The following is a 17,477-nucleotide window of genomic DNA, read 5'->3' on the forward strand; positions in this document are numbered from 1 at the left end:
GAACCGTGCCGGTGCCGTCGCGGCAACGAAGGGAGACCCTCTTGACGGGGCAGAACACAACGCCGGGTGCCGCGCAACGACTGGTGGTGCTGGGCGCGGGAGTGATGGGGACGGGCATCGCCGCACTGGCGGTCGGGCACGGGATCGCCGTGTCCATGATCGACGTGGACCGCCGTCGCCTGGCCGAGGCCACCGACCGGGTCGACCGGCAGGTCCGGACGGCCCGGCTGATGGGTGCCCTACCGGAGGACACCCGACCCGGTCCGCTGGACGTCGGACTGTCCCTCGCGGACGTCCCGACCGGGCGGACCGGCACCTTCACCGCGGTGGTCGAGGCGGTCACCGAGGACCCCAACGCCAAGGCGAAGGTACTGGCGGACGTCTCCGCCCTGGTGGCACCCGGCATCCCGGTGGTGTCGAACACCTCCTCGATCCCCATCGGCGAACTGGCCCGGTCGGTGGCACGACCGGAAGACCTGATCGGCAGCCACTTCATGAACCCGCCCTACCTGATCCGGACCGTCGAGGTGATCCGCGGCCCGCGTACCGGTCCGCACACCCTGGACGCGGTACGCGGGCTGCTCACCACCCTGGGCCGGGAGTCGGTGGTGGTCGAGGACGCCCCGGGCTTCGTCACCAGCCGGATCCTGCACCCGATGATCAACAGTGCGGTCCGGGTGGTGGCCGCCGGCACGGCGAGCGTCGAATCCGTCGACAGACTCCTGCAGGGATGTCTGGGGCATCCGACCGGTCCGCTGCGTACCGCCGACCTGATCGGCCTGGACAACCTGGTCGACTCCCTGTGGGTGCTGCACGAACGCACCGGCGACGAGAACTGCCGCCCCTGTGAGCTGCTGCTGACCAAGGTCCAGGCCGGCCACCTCGGCCGCAAGAGCGGACGGGGTTTCTACCACTACGAGGGAGACCTGTGATGACTGTGCCATCCGACCAGGAGGTGTCGGACACCGGCGACCGGGTCGACACCGCCGCGCCGGAACTGGTGCGCTTCCTGACGGCGCGTACCGGGCGGACCTGGCCGCCGGACACGGACCTCTTCGCCACCGGTGGGCTGTCGTCGCTGTTCGCGATGGAGTTGGTCGTACACCTGGAGCAGACGTACGGGGTCTCCGTACGCGGCACCGACCTGCGGTTGGACAACTTCCGCACGGTGCGCCGGATGGTGGCCCTGGTCGACCGGCTCCGCACGAGCGAACCCGGCGACCACGGTGCCTGAGACCATCGCCGCCACCACGCCCACCGTCACGCCCGCCCAGGCCGCCACGCTCGTCGCCCGCCTGGTCGGCGACCGGGCGGGCGACTGGGACCGGGCGGGCCGGCTACCCGTGGACGTGGTGCGCGCACTCCACACCGCCGGCCTGCTCGCCCCCCAGATCCCGACCGGGTACGGCGGACCGGGCTGGAGCAGCCTGGACAGCGGCGAGTTCACCGCCCGGGTGGGCAGCCTGTGCAGCTCCCTGCGCAGCGTCATGACCTCCCAGGCGATGGCGGCCTGGACCATCGAACGGGTGGCCGACCAGACCCAGGCCAGGTCGCTGCTGCCCCGCCTGGCCGCCACGGACACGGCCGCCGTGGCCTTCAGCGAACCGCAGGCGGGCAGCGACCTGTCGGCGATGACCACCACCGTCACCATGACGGGCGACACCCTGCGCCTCGACGGCCACAAGGTGTGGGTGACCGCCGCCGACCACGCCGACCTGCTCCTGGTCTTCGCCCGCCTCGGCGACCAGGGAGCCGTCGTGGTGGTGCCCCGGGCCACCCCGGGGGTACGGGTGCACCGGCGGGCGGATCCGCTGGGCTGCCGGGCCGCCGGCCACGCCGACGTGTGGTTCGACGCGGTACGGCTACCCGCCAGCAGCCTGCTCGGTGCCGGCGGGCAGTCGCTGTCCCTGCTGGTGACCACGGCGTTGAGCTACGGCCGGATGTCGGTCGCCTGGGGGTGCGTGGGGATCCTGCGGGCCTGTGTGGCGGCAGCCGTCGCACACGCCCGTTCCCGCCACCAGTTCGGCCGCCCGCTGGCCCGACACCAGCTCGTCGCCCGGCACCTGGCCGACCTGTGGGCTGCCGAGCAGGTGGCCACCCGGGTCTGTGAGCACGCCAGCCGCTGCTGGGACACCGGCTCACCCGACGTGGTCACCGCCACCGTCCTGGCCAAGTACGTCAGCGCCGGGCACGCCACCCGGGCCGCCGCCGACGCGGTCCAGATCCTGGCGTCGGCCGGTGCGGTCGACGGGCACCCCGTCGCCCGGGCGTACCGCGACGCCAAGCTCATGGAGATCATCGAAGGCAGCACCGAGATGTGTCAGCTGATGCTGGCCGACCACGCGGTGAACCGCCGGTGACCCCACCGCCGCGCCGCCCGCCCGCCCACTCATCCCATACTGCCCAAGATCGGCAGTCCACGAAGGAGTCGAGGTGACCGACACCGTCCCGACGGTCCCGCCCGTGACCGTGAAGTGCCTGGTCTGGGATCTGGACGACACCCTCTGGCAGGGTGTCCTGCTGGAGGACGAACAGGTCGTGCTCCCCGACCCGATCCGGGCGGTGATCACCGGGCTGGACGCCCGGGGCATCCTCCAGTCGGTCTGCAGCCGCAACGACCACGAGCCGGCCTGGGCCCGGCTGCGCGCGCTCGGTGTCGCCGAGTACTTCGTGGCACCGCAGATCGGATGGGGACGCAAGTCCGACGCGGTCCAGCGGATCGCCGACCGGCTGGGCTTCGCGCTCGGCACCGTCGCCTTCATCGACGACCAGCCGGCCGAACGGGCCGAGGTCGCCTTCCACCTCCCGCAGGTACGCTGCTACGACGCCGACGCCGCCACAACCCTGTTGGACCGGCCCGAGTTCACTCCGACGTCGGTGACCGTGGACGCCCGGCGACGCCGGCAGATGTACCAGGCCGGTCAACGGCGGGCAGACGAGCAGGCCCGGTTCACCGGCCCGGCGGAGGACTTCCTGCGCTCGCTGGAACTGGTGATGCGCATCCGGCGCGCCGACGCCGCGGACCTGTCGCGGGTCGAGGAGTTGACCCTGCGGACCAGCCAGATGAACGCGACCGGAGTGCACTACCCGGACCAGGCGTTGCGGGCCCTGTTGGCCGACCCCCGGTACGAGGTCCTGGTCACGACGTTGACCGACCGGTTCGGGCCGCACGGCGCGGTCGGTGTGCTGGTCCTGGAGAAACACCCCGGAGTGTGGCACCTGCGGCTGCTCGCCACCTCGTGCCGGGTGGTGTCCTTCGGCACCGGCACCGTCCTACTGACCTGGCTGGTGGACCAGGCCGCCCGAGCCCACGTGCACCTGATCGCCGACTTCCGCCCCAACGACCGGAACCGGATGATGGAGATCGCCTACCGGTTCGCCGGCTTCGACGAGGAGCCCTGCGCATGCCGGGACCGCATCGCCGTCGACGGCGACCGGGCCGTCCAGCGACTGCACCTGGCGGCACGCCGGCAACCGGCACCGTCGACGTTCCAGCTGACCGCCCCCGACCTGGCCGGCCCGGCGACCGTCGGCGCGGGTTGACCGCCCGCGCCCGGCCCCCACCGGCCGGGCGGCGGTGTGGAGGTCAGCCGGCCCGCCGGCGGGCCAACGTGATGCCGTCGGCCATCGGAAGCAGACACACGTCCACCCGTTGGTCGTCGCGGATCATGGCGTTGACCCGCCGTACCCCGGCGGTGTCCGGATCACCGGCGGTCGGGTCGACCACCCGGCCGAAGAACAGCGTGTTGTCCACCACCACCAGTCCACCGGGGCGTACGAGTTGCACCGCCAATTCGTAGTACTGCGGATAGTTCGCTTTGTCGGCGTCGATGAAAACGAGATCGAAGCTGCCACCGGTGCCTTCGTCGAGCATTTTTTCCAGGGTTTTGACGGCCGCGCCGATGCGTACCTCGATGCGGTCGGAAACCCCCGCGCGGTGCCAGTACTCGGCACCGATCTCCGGCCACCGTGCACTGATGTCACAGGTCACCACCCGGCCGTGCGGTGGCAACGCCCGGGCCATGCACAGGGTGCTGTAACCGGTGAAGGTGCCCACCTCCAGCACCCTCGTGGCCCCGACCAGGGACACCAGCAGCGCAAGGAGTTGTCCCTCCTCGGCCATCACCTGCAGGGACTGACCGCCGGGCAGCTCACCGGTGTGCGTGCGTAACGCCCGAAGGACGTCGTCCTCCCTGAGCGAGAATTCCCGGACATAGGCCAGAAGCTCCGGGCCGACCCCGATCTGATTAGCCATGCCAGCAATTTTAGAGACAATTTGCCGCCGTACTCAAGGTGTGGCACAAGCCATTTTGGTGGCTCCCGAGAATGCGGCGGGGACGGTGGGTAGCTCAGGGTAGAGCGGCGTGGGCCTCGGTGAGGAAGTTGTCGCGGTCGTCCCCGTGGGCGATCGCCGCATCGCGGACGGTATCGATCGTGGCGGCCAGCGGGTCGTGGTTGGCCAGCGCGACCAGGGCGGGGAATGCGACAGCCTGCCGAAGCACCTCGGTGACACCGAACGCGCTGAACACCGGGTCCGGCGAGAGGGAAATCGTGGTGTGGGGCACCTCGGGGTCCGACGTCAGCCGACGGTACGCGGCGGCAGCACTCTGCTCGGTGAGGGCGCGCGGCAGTGGGCGGCCGGCCTCAGCGGCGGCGAGAGCGTCGGCGATCCAGCCGAGCTGCTCCAGCCCGGCCACCCGCATCGCACGGCGGGCCGACCAGCAGGCCACCTCCCGCTGCCGATCGGCGGGCAGCGCGTCGATGCGGTCGAGTAGCCGGCGGTCGATCCGCGCCAGGGACTGCGCGTGTCCGAAGAGTCTGCGGACCCGATCCGACGGGGGAGGACCACCCCACCGCGCGGCTTTCTGTTCGGCCCGGAGCCGGCGGACCTTCTCGGCCCGAGCGGTCGCCTCGGCGGCCTGCCCCCGCAGGGTCTCGACCCACGGGAGTGTCCCGGAGCCGTCGAGCAGATGGTCCCAGATCAGGCCGAGGGCGACGGCGTGCCGGCCCCGTACTCCCTCATGCCGCAGCGTGACGCCGTCGGGACCGGTCGTCAGCCGTACCGTGGTGGGCTCGTCGTCCGGCAGGGCGGTCAGCGGGGCAGGGAAGAGCGGATCTGGTATTCAGCCCCCGCGCTCTCCTCGACGCCCGGTCACCCTCAGCCCTCAAACCCGGAACTCTGCCGACAGAGGAGTGAACCAAGGTGTTCCCCGGCTCGTCAGGCGCGATGGCGGCGGGTCTTCTCGATGACGTCGCGGCCGTCGGCGTCCTGCTGGCGGGGTGCGTAGCCGGCCTTACGTAGGGTGGCCATCGTGTCGGCCGTGGTGGCTTGGCTGGCGAGCACGGTCGGGGCGAGCAGCCGCAGGTTGAGCTTGTCCAGCCGCTTGTCGGCGACGATCTGGGCCAGCAGCGCGGTGTCGTCGCTGACCAGGGTGCTGGCCACGGGCGTGACCCGTACCGACCCGTGTCGGCGGGCGACATCGGCGAGCAGGTAGACCAGTGGTTGTGGCAGTCCGCCGTCGGCGATTTTCCTCAGGGCTCTGACCAGGCGCTGCTCGGTCCAGCCCGCGTCGTATGCGCCGCGTACCGTCGCTGGGCTGAAGCGCCAGGTCGTCGCTGTGCCCCGGGACTCGACGACGGCGGTCGCGCCGAGGAGTTCAGCCAGCTCCGGGCTCGGTGTTCCCGCCACGACAGCGGTCAGGTCCGCCTGCAGCCGGGCCGTACGGGCGACCTCACCCAGGTCGCCCACCGCCTTGGCGATGTCCGTGCCGGCCAGCAGCGCCTGCCCGGCCGGGCTCACGGCCCCCGCGCCGAGCGCCCCCAACGTCGCGGCCTCGTCCAGCAGGCCACGTACGGTCGTGGTACCGCCGAAGGCCAGCGGCTGCCACCACCATATCCACTGCGCCGCGTGCTCCAGATCTGTCGTCGCCCGGTCGCCCAACGCCTGCAGTACTGCCATCCGGGCGCGGGCCGACCAGTTCTGGTGGTGCTCCGCAACCCACGGCCCGGTCTGCGACGACGGCAGATAGTCCAGGTCGCGCCACGCCTTCAGCATCACCGCGAGCCGCTGCTGCAGGCCGAGCTTGAGCCAGCGGTCGTACGCGGCCGTCGGGACCACGCGTTCATCGAGGTCGGCCAGCCCGGCCTCATGGGCCACCGCCAGTAGCAGCCGGGCGGTCGGAACCGTCACGCCCAGCGTCTTCGCCGTCCGGGTCAACTCGCGCACGCCCACGCCGCCAGCCTTGACCGTAGCGAGGGGCTCCCGTCCCGCCCCGTCCAGCAGCGCCGACAACAGGCCGACCACAGCGATACCCTGGGCCTGTGCGTCGCGGCGCACTGACGCAGGCTGCGGCGTATGCCAGGCAACCAGCGGCTCCTGTGGCTGGAACGGAGCGCGGTAGTCCGCTTCTCGCACAGCGAGTGCGACCTGACCTGCCAGCTGATAGTCCTCCCAGGTCACGCGGTAGACCAGCCCGTGCTCCTCGGCCCAGTCCAGCGGATGCACCCGCCGGTAGCGGTCCGTGAACCGACTCCGGTGTGCCATGCTGCTGCCCCCGTAGCGACGGACCTGTCCACCGTCGCGGTCAGCCTCCTCCACCGCCGCCCGGGTCGCGGCCGGCATCCGCTTCACCAGAGCGTGCACGTTGTCCATGTCGTGGAAGAACTCCTCCACCTCCGCCAGCAGTTCCGCCTTACGGCCCTTCGCGGCCAGCCCCAGGTTGCGCGCCACCACCTTCAGGTCATCGGCGCTCAACGCGGCGGCGAGCTGACCAGCGGCCGGGCCGACACCCAGCGGCCGGGAGAAGACCTCTCGCACGACGCCGCTCACCGTGAGTCGGCCCCGCAGTCGCCTGACGAGCCCCGCATCGGTGGCGCGCTGCAGGTACGGCGTCGCGTCGGCGCCGACCAACGCCGACACCTCCGCCTCGGTGACCAGGCCACCCAGCGCCAGAGCTGTCTCCAACGCCTGAAGGGTCGGCAGGTCAAGGCCAGCAAGCTGATCAAATGGACTCACGACTGCACTCCCAGAACATCCGGCGACCCCTGGATCCAACCGCGCGAACCCGTTGCGCGTGACGGGACCCGCCCGGCAAGGACACCACGCGGCCAGGGGCGACCTGGGCCGGGTCCGGCTGCTGGTCGTAGGCCAGCGGCACGGTCGACGCGAACAGGTGCTCGGTCGCCAGGCGTGGGTTGCCGATTTTCCGGAGGCCGACCTCCACGAATTGGTGATCCGTTCGACCGCGACCGGACGGGTCCAACCGCACCGGAGCCGTCTGCCGCGCCCGGATCAACCCACGGTCTGCCCGGTGCGCGAGGAGGGATCGTCCATCAGGTCCTGGACCACGGTCCACAGGTGGCCGGCACCGGAGAACAACGCGGGGTCGAGCACCTCGTCGCCGAAGTCGACACCGAACTCCTTCTCCAACTCCGCCAGGAGCGCTGTCGCCCGCAACGAGTCCAGGCCGAGGTCGACGAGAGGCTCCGCCGGGATGTCCTGAGCCGAGGAGAGCGCCGCCAGGTAACGGCGCAGGATCGCCTCGAACGGCGCCGGCCAGGTGGTGGGTGACGACATCTAGGTCTCCGTCCTGGGCGGGGCCGCATCGGCATGGTCGAGGAACCGTCGGGTCAGCGCCGGATAGTCGATCTTGCCGTTGCTGTTCGTGTCGATCGCACCCACTGCGAGCCATCGCGTCGGCAACATGTAGGGGGGCAACGTCCGGGCCAGTGCGGACCGTACCGCCGCGTGGTCCGGCGGCCGGTCGCCGGCGGCCACGTAGGCGATGCCGATCTCGCGCCCGGCGGCCTCGGGTGAATCCACCGCCACGATCGCCACGTCGGCGAACTCCGGCAGTTGCCGCGCCACCCGGGCGATCTCGTCCAGTTCGACCCGGTAACCGCGGGACTTGATCTGCCGGTCACCACGACCGTGGAAGTGGGCGAGTCCCTCCTCGTCGAGGCTGGCCCGGTCCCCGGTGCGGTACCAGCGGGTGGAGTCGTCACCCTCGACGGTGCCGAACACCGCCGCCGTCTCCGCCGGGCTTCGCCAGTACCCCGGACTGAGTCCGACCCCGGCGATGTGGAGGTCACCGACCACGCCGGTCGGCACCGGCCGCCGGTGTTCGTCGAACACTCCCAGGCGTTCACCGGGCAGCGCGGTGCCGATCGGCACGTCGGCACCCGGCGCCGGCATCGACCCGACGTCGTAGTAACTGCTCGCGACGGTGGTCTCGGTGGGCCCGTAGAGGTTGGTGAACCGGACGTGCGGCAGGTTCGCCATCCAGTGGCGCAGGCCGTCGACCGGAAAGGCGTCCCCGCACCAGATCAACCGGCGAAGCTCCGGCATGTCCCGCACCACCCCACGGTTGGCCATCGCCATGAGAACCGACGGCACGGACGACCACTGGGTCAGCCGCGACTCACGGATGAACCGCGCCAGCAGATCAGGTACGAGGTTGTAGTGCGCCGGGACAAGGTGCAGCGACGCGCCGGCCGCCACGGCCGAGTAGATGTCGAGCACGGAGAAGTCGAACGACAGGGCCGAGTGGCAGGAGAGCCGGTCCACGCTGGTCAGTTGGAAGTGTTCCCGCGCCCAGGAGGCCAGCCACAGCACGCTCTCGTGCGTGATCGGCACTCCCTTCGGCACCCCTGTCGAACCTGAGGTGAAGAGCAGGTACGCGAGGTCGGTGGGGGTCGGTTCGGTGGCCGGTGGCGTGGCCGGTGCGGCAGCGATCTCGGCCGCCACGACGTCCTGCGGTCGCCGGGCCTCCGGCGGCGGGTCGGTGAGCCAGACCGTCACGGCCGACGGACCGTCCCAGCACTGCCGGAGCAGGCGGTGGGTGGAGGCATCACCGATGGTCAACCGTGGCTCGGCCGCGACGATCCGGGGCCGCAGCCGGGCCGGCGGACCGGCGGTGTCCAGCGGAACGTAGACGCCACGGCACTTCAACACAGCGAAGATGGCGCAGATCGCCGCGGCGGACCGGGGGAGCAGGAGGACGACCCGGTCACCCGGCCGGAGTCCACGGGCCGCCAGGACGTGGGCGAGGCGGCTGCTCTCCCGCTCCAGGTCGCCGTAGGTCAGCACATCGCCCTCGTCGGCCACCGCCACACTCGACGCGTCACGCTCGGCCTGTTCGCGGACCAGATCGACGAGGCTGCCACGCGCCACGGCCGGTATCCCCATGGCGGGCCTCCCCTCCGGACCTCGTAGTCGGTGACGCCGACGAAAATTCCTGCCTTTCTACCACACGAACATGTCCACAGAGGACGCGGAGAAGCACGGCCAGAGCACAGCGAACTCGCTGCCCGAGCAGTGCCCGAGACCCTGCTTGACACCCGGCACCCACTCGCCGATTCTCTAGGTGACCACTGGTCGATGCCGTTCCTCGGGCCGGTCCAACTGCCGGCTGCCACCGGTGCGGCCCCGTGACGCAGGGCGGCCACGGGAAAGGAGTCCCACGGTGACGGCCGTTCTCGACGAACAGCTCATCGACGACCGGGAGACCACTCCCGAGAGCCTGTACCTGCGCTGGGAGCGGCAGAACTGGTCCACCCAGGACCTGGCGATGGCCGCCGACCGACCGGCGTGGCAGGCGCTGCGGCCCTTCCTCCACCAGGAACTCAGGGCCGCTCTCGTCGAACTCGCCGTCGGTGAGGTCGCCGTCGCCCGACTACTGACCCCCCTGGTGTACGCGGCCCCCACCCAGGCCGCCCAGTTCTACCTCTCCAGCCAGCTCGTGGACGAGAGCCGGCACAGCATCTTCTTCCTCGGCTACCTCCAGGCGGTGGAGGGATCCACCGAGCCAACCCACGCGTACGCGCGACGGTGCCGGGCGGACGCCTCCGCCGCCACCGTGGAGCTGTTCGACGCGTACCTGCTGGAACAGACCGAACGGGTACGCCGCGACCCGGACGACCTCGACGCCTGGTACGCCGCGGTGACCACTTACCACGTGGTGGCCGAGGGGGCCCTCGCGTTGGTCGTGCTCCGCTCGGTGGCCGAAGCGGTCCGCCGTTGCGGGCAGTTGCCCGTGCTGGCCGAGGGACTGCGCAACGTGATCCGCGACGAGTCCCGGCACGTCGGTTTCGGCGTCTGGGCGATGCGCCACGGGGTGGTCGACGGCCGCCGCCGGCTCGTCGGCGACCAGGTCCTCGACGCCGTCCCGTACGTGGTCCACGTGCTGGTCGGACCGGAGCGGCGCAACCCGTCGGCGCTGCCGATGGTGGTGCGGGCCCGGGGCCGGCAACTGCGTGACCAGTGGGACACCGCCCGGGACGCGCTGCTGCGCCGCGTGCGCGCCGCCGGTCTCGACGACGTCGACGCACAGGTCACCGAGGTGTGGCATGCCGCCGAGGAGCGGGCCGTCGCCGACTACGAGAACCGTCACGGCGTGCCACATCCGATCCGGAGCCTGAGCTGAGGAAAAAGGAGAAAGTCCGATGGCAGAGCCCGTCGAGGTGACGGTCCGCCAACTGGTGGCCAGCATGGCACCCCACCCGGCCGGGGACGTCACCGACGGCCAGCGGCTCGTCGACGACCTGCACTTCGACTCGCTCGCACTGATCGAACTGGCGGTCGCGTTGGAGAGAAGGTTCGACCTGGCACCGATCTCCGACGACGAGGCGATGGACGTCGTCACGGTCGCCGACGTGGTGGCGCTGGTCAGCCAGGCGACCGGATGACGACACCATGAGCCTGACCGGCTGGCTCACCGAGCCGCGCACCGGCCACGGGCTGCGGGTGGCCACCGACGACGCCGGTTGGGCCCGGCACGACTTCCCCTCGCTCGCCGCCGCCGCACTGACCGTGGCCGGACTGCTGCGCGACACGGGACTGCGCCGGGGTGAGGTGGTCTCGCTCCTGCTGGTGTCACCGGAGACGTTCCTGGCCGGCTTCTTCGGGGTGCTGGCAGCCGGTGGTGTGGTCAACCCGATGCCACCGCCCGCCGGCCTCGGCGCGGGTGCGGCGTACCCGGAGCAACTGACCCACCTGATGCGGGTCGCCGGCACCCACACCGTGCTCGTCGACCCGCACCTGGCCGGGACCGCCCGCAGCGCCGCAGCCGCCGCCGGACTGGCGGTGACCGTGCTGACCGTCGCGGGTCCCGACCAGCCGGGCGACGTGCGGCCGGGCCGTCCCGCCACGCCTGCCGTCGACGACCCGACGCCACCGGCCGGGGACGAGGTGGCACTGGTCCAGTTCACCTCCGGATCGTCCGGCCACCCCCGGGCGGTGGCGATCCGCGCCGACAACCTCCTGGCCAACATCACCGCGATCCGCCGCTGGCTCGACATGGGCGCTGCGGACGTGACGGCCACCTGGCTGCCGACCTACCACGACATGGGGCTGATCGGCTGCACGTTGGCCCCGGTGCTCAATCAGAGCGACATCCTGGCCATGCGACCGGACCAGTTCATCCGTTCGCCCCGACGCTGGCTGTCCTGCTTCGGCGAGTGGGGGGCGACGCTGACCGCCGCACCCACCTTCGGCTACGCCTACGCCGCCCGGCGGATCGGCCCCGACGACCTGGCCGGAATGGACTTCAGTCACTGGCGGGCCGCGATCGTCGGAGCCGAACGGGTCAGCCGACGCACCCTGGAGTCGTTCGCGGCGCTGCTCGGCCCGCACGGGTTCCGCACCCGGGCCTTCCTACCCGCGTACGGGCTGGCCGAGAACACCCTCGTCGCGACCGGCCTGCACCTGGCGCCACCACCGGTGGCGCTCCGGGTCGCCGGCGAGCTGAGCCCCGGCGAGCCGGTCGAGGTGACCGCCGTCGAGGAGGTCGGGACCGACCCGTCGGCCGACGACGACTGGCTGATCGGCTGCGGCGATGCCCGCGACGGTGTCGCGGTGACCATCGTCGACGACGAGGGCCGACCGCTGCCGCCCGCCGTCGTCGGGGAGATCGCTCTGACCGGCCGGTCGATGGCCGCCGGATACCACGGGGCCGATGCCACTGACGCCGCCTTCGTCAGCGGCCGGCTGCGCACCGGCGACCACGGCTTCCTCCACGACGGCCAACTGTTCGTCCTCGGCCGGGCCGGCGACAGCCTCAAGGTACGCGGACGCAACCTTTACGCGGAGGACCTGGAGGCCCGCCTCGCCGGCGTCGACGGCCTCTCCCCGGAACGCGTCGTGGTCCTGGCCGGTTCCGCCGGCCACACACCCGTACTGCATGCGCTGATCCGGCAGCGGCCAGGTCCGTGGGCCGCGGAGGTCGCGCGGATACTCGGCCGGGAGGGCGGCCCCGGCGTACGGGTCCGGGTGCTCAGCGTGCCCGCGCCCGCGGTGGCGCGTACCACCAGCGGTAAACCACGACGGCGGCCCATGTTCCGGGCCGCCACGGACGGCTCCCTTCCCGGCGAGGTGCTCTACGACTCCGCCGACCCCGGGGCGTGGCCGCGGTGAGCGCGGTCACCGTGGCGGAGACCGACAGGTGGCTCGCCGCGCTGCGCCGCATCACCCTCGTCCCGCCGGCCCACCGCAAGGTCACCGTCGACCAGGCGGGCGCGCTGGGGCTGCTGCGTTGCTCCGCCGAGACGCTGGAGCTGCTGGTCGAAGCCGGGCTACCGGTCACCGGCGCGGGCGACGAACGGCGATTCTGCCACTACGACCTCATCAATCTGGGCCTCTACTCGGGCACCGGGAACAGCCTCCCGGAGATCGGCTGGGAGTTCGCGTTCCGGTTCTCCCTGAAGCCCGCCGCCACCTGGACGGAACCGAGGTCCTGGCGGATGACCGCGACGATGAGGTGTCCGGACGGCGGATGCGGCACGGGCCCCGGCTGGCTGCTGCACCGACCGGTGCCGGAGCGTAGCGGTGGCACGGCCTCCGGCTGGACCAGCGCCGCCGGGCCCGTGACCCTGACCGACGACGAGGTACGGCTCCCGGCCGTGCCCGACCTGGTCGCCGTCGAACTGGACCTGGTCACCGCCGGCCGGGCGGACCGGATCGTCTCCCCCCGGTTGGCCCGGCTCTTCGCCGGTATCCGCCATGGCGGGCCGCGTTTCCAGATGCTGCCGTCCAGTTGGCAGGTCGACCCGGACGACACGCTCGCCAACGGGGTGGTCAACTGCGTCTCCGCCAGCCTGTATCTCGAACGGGAGTGCCGGGCCATGGGCTACGAGGCGTACGCCCGGCGGGGTTGGCTGATCGGGATGATGGACCTCGACCACGCCTGGCTGGAGGTGCGCGACGACGACGGCCGGATCAAGGCGGTGGACCCGGTGATGGCGCTGCTGGCCCGCCTGCTTCCCGGCGACCGGACCGCCTACGAGGATTTCTGCATCGGCTCCAGCCTCAACCGGGTGTTGCCCTGCGCCTGCCGGGCGGAGGGCCCGATGGCGGTACACCACTGCGGGGGCCGGACCCGTCCGGTCGCGGTGAGCACCACCATCAAACCGCGGCGGCCCGGCCGACCGCAGGGGCAGCTGCCGTGACCGTCGGGTCCAGGGTGTACCGCGCGGGCACCGAGGCGCGCTATCCGGCCATCACCCAGCGGGGCACCCTGAAACCGACCCAGCTGGTGCACCTCCTCGACGAGGTCTCCGCCGGCTGGTGGCAGGAGATGGCCGGCCTCGACCGCTGGTCCTACTTCGAACGGCACCGGGTCCGTGCCGTGGTGCGGTACGTGGAGGCGTACACCCCGCCGGTGCGGGTGCTCCCCGGAGCGCCGCTCGACGCCGAACTGGCCGTCACCCTCGGTCCTGACCGGCGTGGCTGGTACGGCGGGCACGACGAGCTGACCCTGCGCGCCGCCGACGGCACCGTGGTAGCGGTGTGGACCAGCAGGTGGACCTGGCTGGACAGCGGCACCAGCGCACGACCCACACCGCGCACCGAGGCACCCCCGGGCTTCGGCGGCGACTCGCCGCTGCTGCCGGAGTCGCCGCGACGACCCCGCAGCGGCGGAGCCGAGACGGCGGGCTTCACCTTCAGCGACCGCGAGACGGATCTGAACGACCACGTCTTCTTCGCGTGCTACCTGGAGCGCGGCGAGAACGCGCTGGCCGACGCGGGGGTGCCGCCCGGCCGTACCGACACCAGCCGGTGCTGGTACCTGCGACCGGCGCGGGCCGGTCAGTCGATCACACCAGCGGTCACCAGGACCGAACGCGGGCACGTCGTCGAGCTGCGCTTCGGCCCGGGCGGTTTTCCGGCGGCGGTTTGTGAGTACACCAGCATCGAGCCGTGACCGACCCGGAGCCGTGGCGGGCCGGACAGGATCACGCCGAAGGCGACGCGATCCTGCGGAGGCGGGCCGGTCGGGGAGGCGCGGAGGTCGCCGCGCCTCCCCGACGGGTCAGCCCGTCAGTGCGGGCACCGGTTCGCGACGCAGAGCGGCAGGACGTTGGTCTGCCGGGATCCGTTGTCGTTGGGGGGAGCGGGGGTCGGGTCGCCCGGCATCACCGGGGGGTTACCCGGCGCCGGGCCACCGGCAGCCTCGTTGTTGAACCAGGCCCGTACTCCGCCCTGGTCGTCCAGGACCAGGTAGTCGGCACGGCGGTCGCCGTTGATCTCCGCCAGCTCGACCTGGCTTCGCGGGTACCCCACGCCCGAGGCGATCTCGCCCCGGGAGAGCCAGGCGCTGCCCGGCCCGCCCCGGTTGTTGATCCACGCCCGGACCTGGCCGTACTCACCCAGCACCAGGTAGTCGTCCCGGCGGTCGCCGTTGAGGTCGGCGAAGGTGACCGTTGCCCCGGCCGCACCGAAGCCCGAGGTGACCTCGCCCTGGGACGCCCAACTGACGGTGTTGCCGGTGCCGGCGTTGAGCCAGGCCTTGACCTGGCCCTGGTCGCCGACCACCAGGTAGTCGTCCCGGTTGTCGCCGTTCACATCGGCGAACCGGATCTGGTCGCGCGGGCCGGAGCCGGCAGCCACCTGCCCGATCGACGACCAGGCGACCGCATTGCCGGTGCCGGCGTTGAGCCAGGCCTTGACCTGGCCCTGGTCGCCGACCACCAGGTAGTCGTCGCGGCCGTCGCCGTTGAGGTCGGCGAACCGGATCTGCTCACGCGGACCCGAACCGGAGGCCACCTCGCCCCGCCAGTCCCAGCCGACACCACCGCTGTCCCGGACGTTGAACCAGGCGCTGACCTGCCCCTGGCCGCCGACCACGAGGTAGTCGTCGCGGCCGTCGCCGTTCAGGTCCGCCCACCGCACCTGCTGACGTGGAGCGCCGCTGCTGGCGATCAGCCCCTGCCAGGCCCACGGGTCCGGGCGGCCGTACCGGTCGTTGAGCCAGGCGGTGACCTGGCCGCTCGCGCCGACCTTGAGGTAGTCGTCGCGGCCGTCGCCGTTCAGATCGGCCAGGTCCAACTCGGCACTGGTTACGCCGGCCCCACCGGCGACGGTGCCCTCGTAGCCCCACGGTCGACCGCCGGTGCCGATGTTGTTGAGCCAGGCGCGGATCCCGGCCTGCTCGTCGACCACCAGGTAGTCGTCCCGGCCATCACCGTTGAGGTCGGCGAAGCGGACCTGGTTGCCGTTGGCGCCGACGCCCGAGGCGATCTCACCGAGCCCACCCCACGGGGAGCCGGCACCACCGATGTTGTTCTGCCAGGCCCTGACCCGACCCACGCTGTCCACGACCAGGTAGTCGTCGCGGCCGTCGACGTCGATGTCGGCGAACCGGATCTGGTCGCGGGTCGCACCCACGCCCGAGGCGATCTCACCCTGGGCGGCCCAGGCCACCCCGTCGCCGACGCCGACGTTGAACCACGCCTTGACCTGACCCTGGTCGCCGACCACCAGGTAGTCGTCGCGGCCGTCGCCGTTGAGGTCGGCGAACCGGATCTGCTCGCGGGGCCCGGATCCGGAGGCGACCTGCCCCCGGCTCTGCCAGCTGACGCCGTTGCCGACACCGGCGTTGAGCCAGGCCCTGACCTGGCCCTGGTCGCCGACGAGCAGGTAGTCGTCGCGGCCGTCGCCGTTGAGGTCGGCGAACCGGACCTGCTCACGCGGGCCGGCCCCGGCGGCGACCTCGCCGACGTAGTTCCAGCCCTCCGGTCGAGGACCGGTCGGCGGCGGGGTCGTGCTGGGCGGCACACCACACGCCCCGGGATCGCCCGTACGCGGCGGCCGGATCAGTCCTTCGGTCAGCGCGCTGTCGATCGCGCCGTCGAAGGCGTCGGCCATCTTGCGGTACCCGGTGTTGTTCGGGTGCAGCCCGTCGGTCATGTCGGCGGCAGTCACCGCGCTCATGCTGACCAGCCGCACCGGCCGTCCGACGGCGCGCAGTTCGCCGACCAGGCTCACCACCTGCGCGTTGTACTGCTGCACCCGCGCGTTGATGTCCGGCGACAGCGACGGCACCAGGGTGGCCACGAAGACGGTGGACTCCGGGCCACGCCGGAGAGTGGTGTTGATCAACGTGCGCAGCTGCCCCACGGTGGCCGGGATGTCGACGGCGCTGCGCAGGTCGTTCGTCCCGATGTGCAGGGTGACTACGTTGGGGCGGTAGCGGGCCACCGGGCAGTCACGCACCAGGCTGTTGATCTGGTTGATCTTCCAGCCTGGGTGACCTTCGTGGTTGGTGTCCGGCAGCTCACCGGTGTCCACCGAGCCGACGAAGTCCAGTGCGCCCGGCTGGTCCGACAGCAGGTCCCACAGCCGGGCCCGGTAGCCGGTCCCGGCCGGGCTTCCGCCGACACCCTGCGTGATCGAGTCACCCAATGGCATGACGCGCAGCGACAGCGGTGGCGGTGGCGGCGTGGGTGCCGGAGGCCGCTGTACCGCCGCCCATATGTCGCCCCAACGGGCTGCCACCCAGTCGGCGGTCGCGGAGATGGTGTCGGCGAGGGCGGGCCACCACGAGTTCCTCCACTTCGCCGCGATCGCCTTCATTTGCTTCAAGACCCACTCTCGCCCCTCGCCGGACCTGATCCAATCACCGAATCGGGACTCCCAGAACGCCTGGAACGTGCCGGCGGCGGCCCCGGCCAGGCCGGCGGCGAACGCGTAGAGATACTGGTGCCAGTCGTCCAGCCGGTTCTCCCAGTGGGCCTTGATGATCCAGGTGGTGAACCCGGCGAGGAACCCTCCCACCGCCCCGCAGGTCAGCACGAAGGCCGGAACAATGAGCCCGCAGATCGCCGTCAGGGCCCACTGCAGGCCCCACCCGATCGCGGCCAGAATCAGGTCCTGATACCAGGTTAGATCGGGATGGTCGTCGTCCGCCTCCAGGGTGAACACCAGGCTGGTGCTTGTCAGCGTGACCTGACCGTCGACATCGACCCAGTGTAGAGCCCCACCTCCCGGCGGTAGATCCGGCTGGTAACGCTCGATCTCCTCCCGGATCGTGTCGCTGAACAGCGGATTGCGGTTGTTGAGTTCGTTGACCCTGGCCGCCAACACGGCGCGGTCGACCTCGGCATCCAACGGGATCTCGACCGTTATGGTGTCGGGCACCGCATCGGCCAGCCGCGCCCCGAATGTCGCCAGTTTCGCCTGGAAAGCCGCCTTCGCCGCGGCT

15 protein-coding genes are annotated in these 17,477 nt (G+C 71.5%); 9 read left to right on the forward strand and 6 right to left on the reverse strand.

Annotation, left to right across the window (positions count from 1 at the left end):
• Positions 1 to 41 precede the first annotated feature (41 nt).
• The 4 genes from ACQP2H_RS11740 to ACQP2H_RS11755 all read left to right on the forward strand — a co-directional run bounded on the left by ACQP2H_RS11740 (position 42) and on the right by ACQP2H_RS11755 (position 3,543).
• Positions 42 to 932, forward strand: a complete 891-nt coding sequence (locus tag ACQP2H_RS11740) for a 3-hydroxyacyl-CoA dehydrogenase family protein (protein ID WP_255597531.1) — start codon at positions 42 to 44, stop codon at positions 930 to 932.
• Positions 932 to 1,234 carry an acyl carrier protein gene (locus tag ACQP2H_RS11745; RefSeq protein ID WP_219460244.1) on the forward strand — a complete coding sequence of 101 codons (303 nt, stop codon included), beginning with the start codon at positions 932 to 934 and terminating at the stop codon, positions 1,232 to 1,234. The genes ACQP2H_RS11740 and ACQP2H_RS11745 overlap by 1 nt, the downstream gene beginning before the upstream one ends.
• Positions 1,227 to 2,360, forward strand: coding sequence for an acyl-CoA dehydrogenase family protein (locus tag ACQP2H_RS11750; RefSeq protein WP_357537321.1), 1,134 nt, complete (start codon positions 1,227 to 1,229; stop codon positions 2,358 to 2,360). Before ACQP2H_RS11745 ends, ACQP2H_RS11750 begins: the two co-directional genes overlap by 8 nt.
• 73 nt (positions 2,361 to 2,433) lie before the next feature.
• Positions 2,434 to 3,543 (forward strand): HAD-IIIC family phosphatase, encoded by a 1,110-nt coding sequence (locus ACQP2H_RS11755; RefSeq protein ID WP_219460247.1) that lies wholly within the window; start codon positions 2,434 to 2,436, stop codon positions 3,541 to 3,543.
• A 43-nt stretch (positions 3,544 to 3,586) separates the two neighbouring features.
• On the opposite strand, the gene ACQP2H_RS11760 is transcribed toward ACQP2H_RS11755, so the two are convergent.
• The 5 genes from ACQP2H_RS11760 to ACQP2H_RS11780 form a co-directional block, all read right to left on the reverse strand.
• Positions 3,587 to 4,255 (reverse strand): O-methyltransferase, encoded by a 669-nt coding sequence (locus tag ACQP2H_RS11760; RefSeq protein WP_433232692.1) that lies wholly within the window; start codon positions 4,253 to 4,255, stop codon positions 3,587 to 3,589.
• 94 nt (positions 4,256 to 4,349) lie between these two features.
• Positions 4,350 to 4,730 carry a hypothetical protein gene (locus ACQP2H_RS11765; protein ID WP_357537315.1) on the reverse strand — a complete coding sequence of 127 codons (381 nt, stop codon included), beginning with the start codon at positions 4,728 to 4,730 and terminating at the stop codon, positions 4,350 to 4,352.
• A 488-nt stretch (positions 4,731 to 5,218) separates the two neighbouring features.
• A complete protein-coding gene (locus ACQP2H_RS11770; protein WP_433232694.1) occupies positions 5,219 to 6,919 on the reverse strand; it encodes a helicase-associated domain-containing protein in 1,701 nt (566 codons plus the stop codon).
• Between the two features lie 372 nt (positions 6,920 to 7,291).
• Complete coding sequence (locus tag ACQP2H_RS11775; RefSeq protein WP_219460261.1) at positions 7,292 to 7,576, reverse strand: acyl carrier protein; 285 nt, start codon at positions 7,574 to 7,576, stop codon at positions 7,292 to 7,294.
• The gene (locus ACQP2H_RS11780) at positions 7,577 to 9,187 is read right to left on the reverse strand and encodes an amino acid adenylation domain-containing protein (RefSeq protein WP_433232697.1); all 1,611 of its coding nucleotides are present in this window, start codon (positions 9,185 to 9,187) and stop codon (positions 7,577 to 7,579) included.
• Positions 9,188 to 9,464: 277 nt separating this feature from the next.
• Here ACQP2H_RS11780 and ACQP2H_RS11785 point away from each other — a divergent pair, with 277 nt between their 5' ends.
• From ACQP2H_RS11785 to ACQP2H_RS11805, 5 genes are read left to right on the forward strand one after another with little or no spacing between them, the layout of a single operon-like run.
• Entirely contained in the window at positions 9,465 to 10,424 is a 960-nt protein-coding gene (locus ACQP2H_RS11785) for a hypothetical protein (protein ID WP_357537307.1), read from the forward strand.
• A gap of 19 nt (positions 10,425 to 10,443) precedes the next feature.
• Positions 10,444 to 10,686: an acyl carrier protein gene (locus ACQP2H_RS11790; RefSeq protein ID WP_219460270.1), complete on the forward strand. Its 243-nt coding sequence runs from the start codon at positions 10,444 to 10,446 to the stop codon at positions 10,684 to 10,686.
• A 7-nt stretch (positions 10,687 to 10,693) separates the two neighbouring features.
• The gene (locus tag ACQP2H_RS11795; protein WP_357537305.1) at positions 10,694 to 12,412 is read left to right on the forward strand and encodes an AMP-binding protein; all 1,719 of its coding nucleotides are present in this window, start codon (positions 10,694 to 10,696) and stop codon (positions 12,410 to 12,412) included.
• Positions 12,409 to 13,443: a hypothetical protein gene (locus tag ACQP2H_RS11800; RefSeq protein WP_433232701.1), complete on the forward strand. Its 1,035-nt coding sequence runs from the start codon at positions 12,409 to 12,411 to the stop codon at positions 13,441 to 13,443. Before ACQP2H_RS11795 ends, ACQP2H_RS11800 begins: the two co-directional genes overlap by 4 nt.
• Entirely contained in the window at positions 13,440 to 14,198 is a 759-nt protein-coding gene (locus ACQP2H_RS11805; RefSeq protein WP_219460282.1) for a hypothetical protein, read from the forward strand. Before ACQP2H_RS11800 ends, ACQP2H_RS11805 begins: the two co-directional genes overlap by 4 nt.
• Before the next feature lie 116 nt (positions 14,199 to 14,314).
• On the opposite strand, the gene ACQP2H_RS11810 is transcribed toward ACQP2H_RS11805, so the two are convergent.
• The gene (locus ACQP2H_RS11810) at positions 14,315 to 17,413 is read right to left on the reverse strand and encodes an FG-GAP-like repeat-containing protein (protein WP_433232704.1); all 3,099 of its coding nucleotides are present in this window, start codon (positions 17,411 to 17,413) and stop codon (positions 14,315 to 14,317) included.
• Positions 17,414 to 17,477 lie beyond the last annotated feature (64 nt).

Origin of the sequence: Micromonospora sp. CA-248260 (assembly GCF_050942205.1) — a bacterium.
Classification (GTDB): Bacteria; Actinomycetota; Actinomycetes; order Mycobacteriales; family Micromonosporaceae; genus Micromonospora; species Micromonospora antibiotica.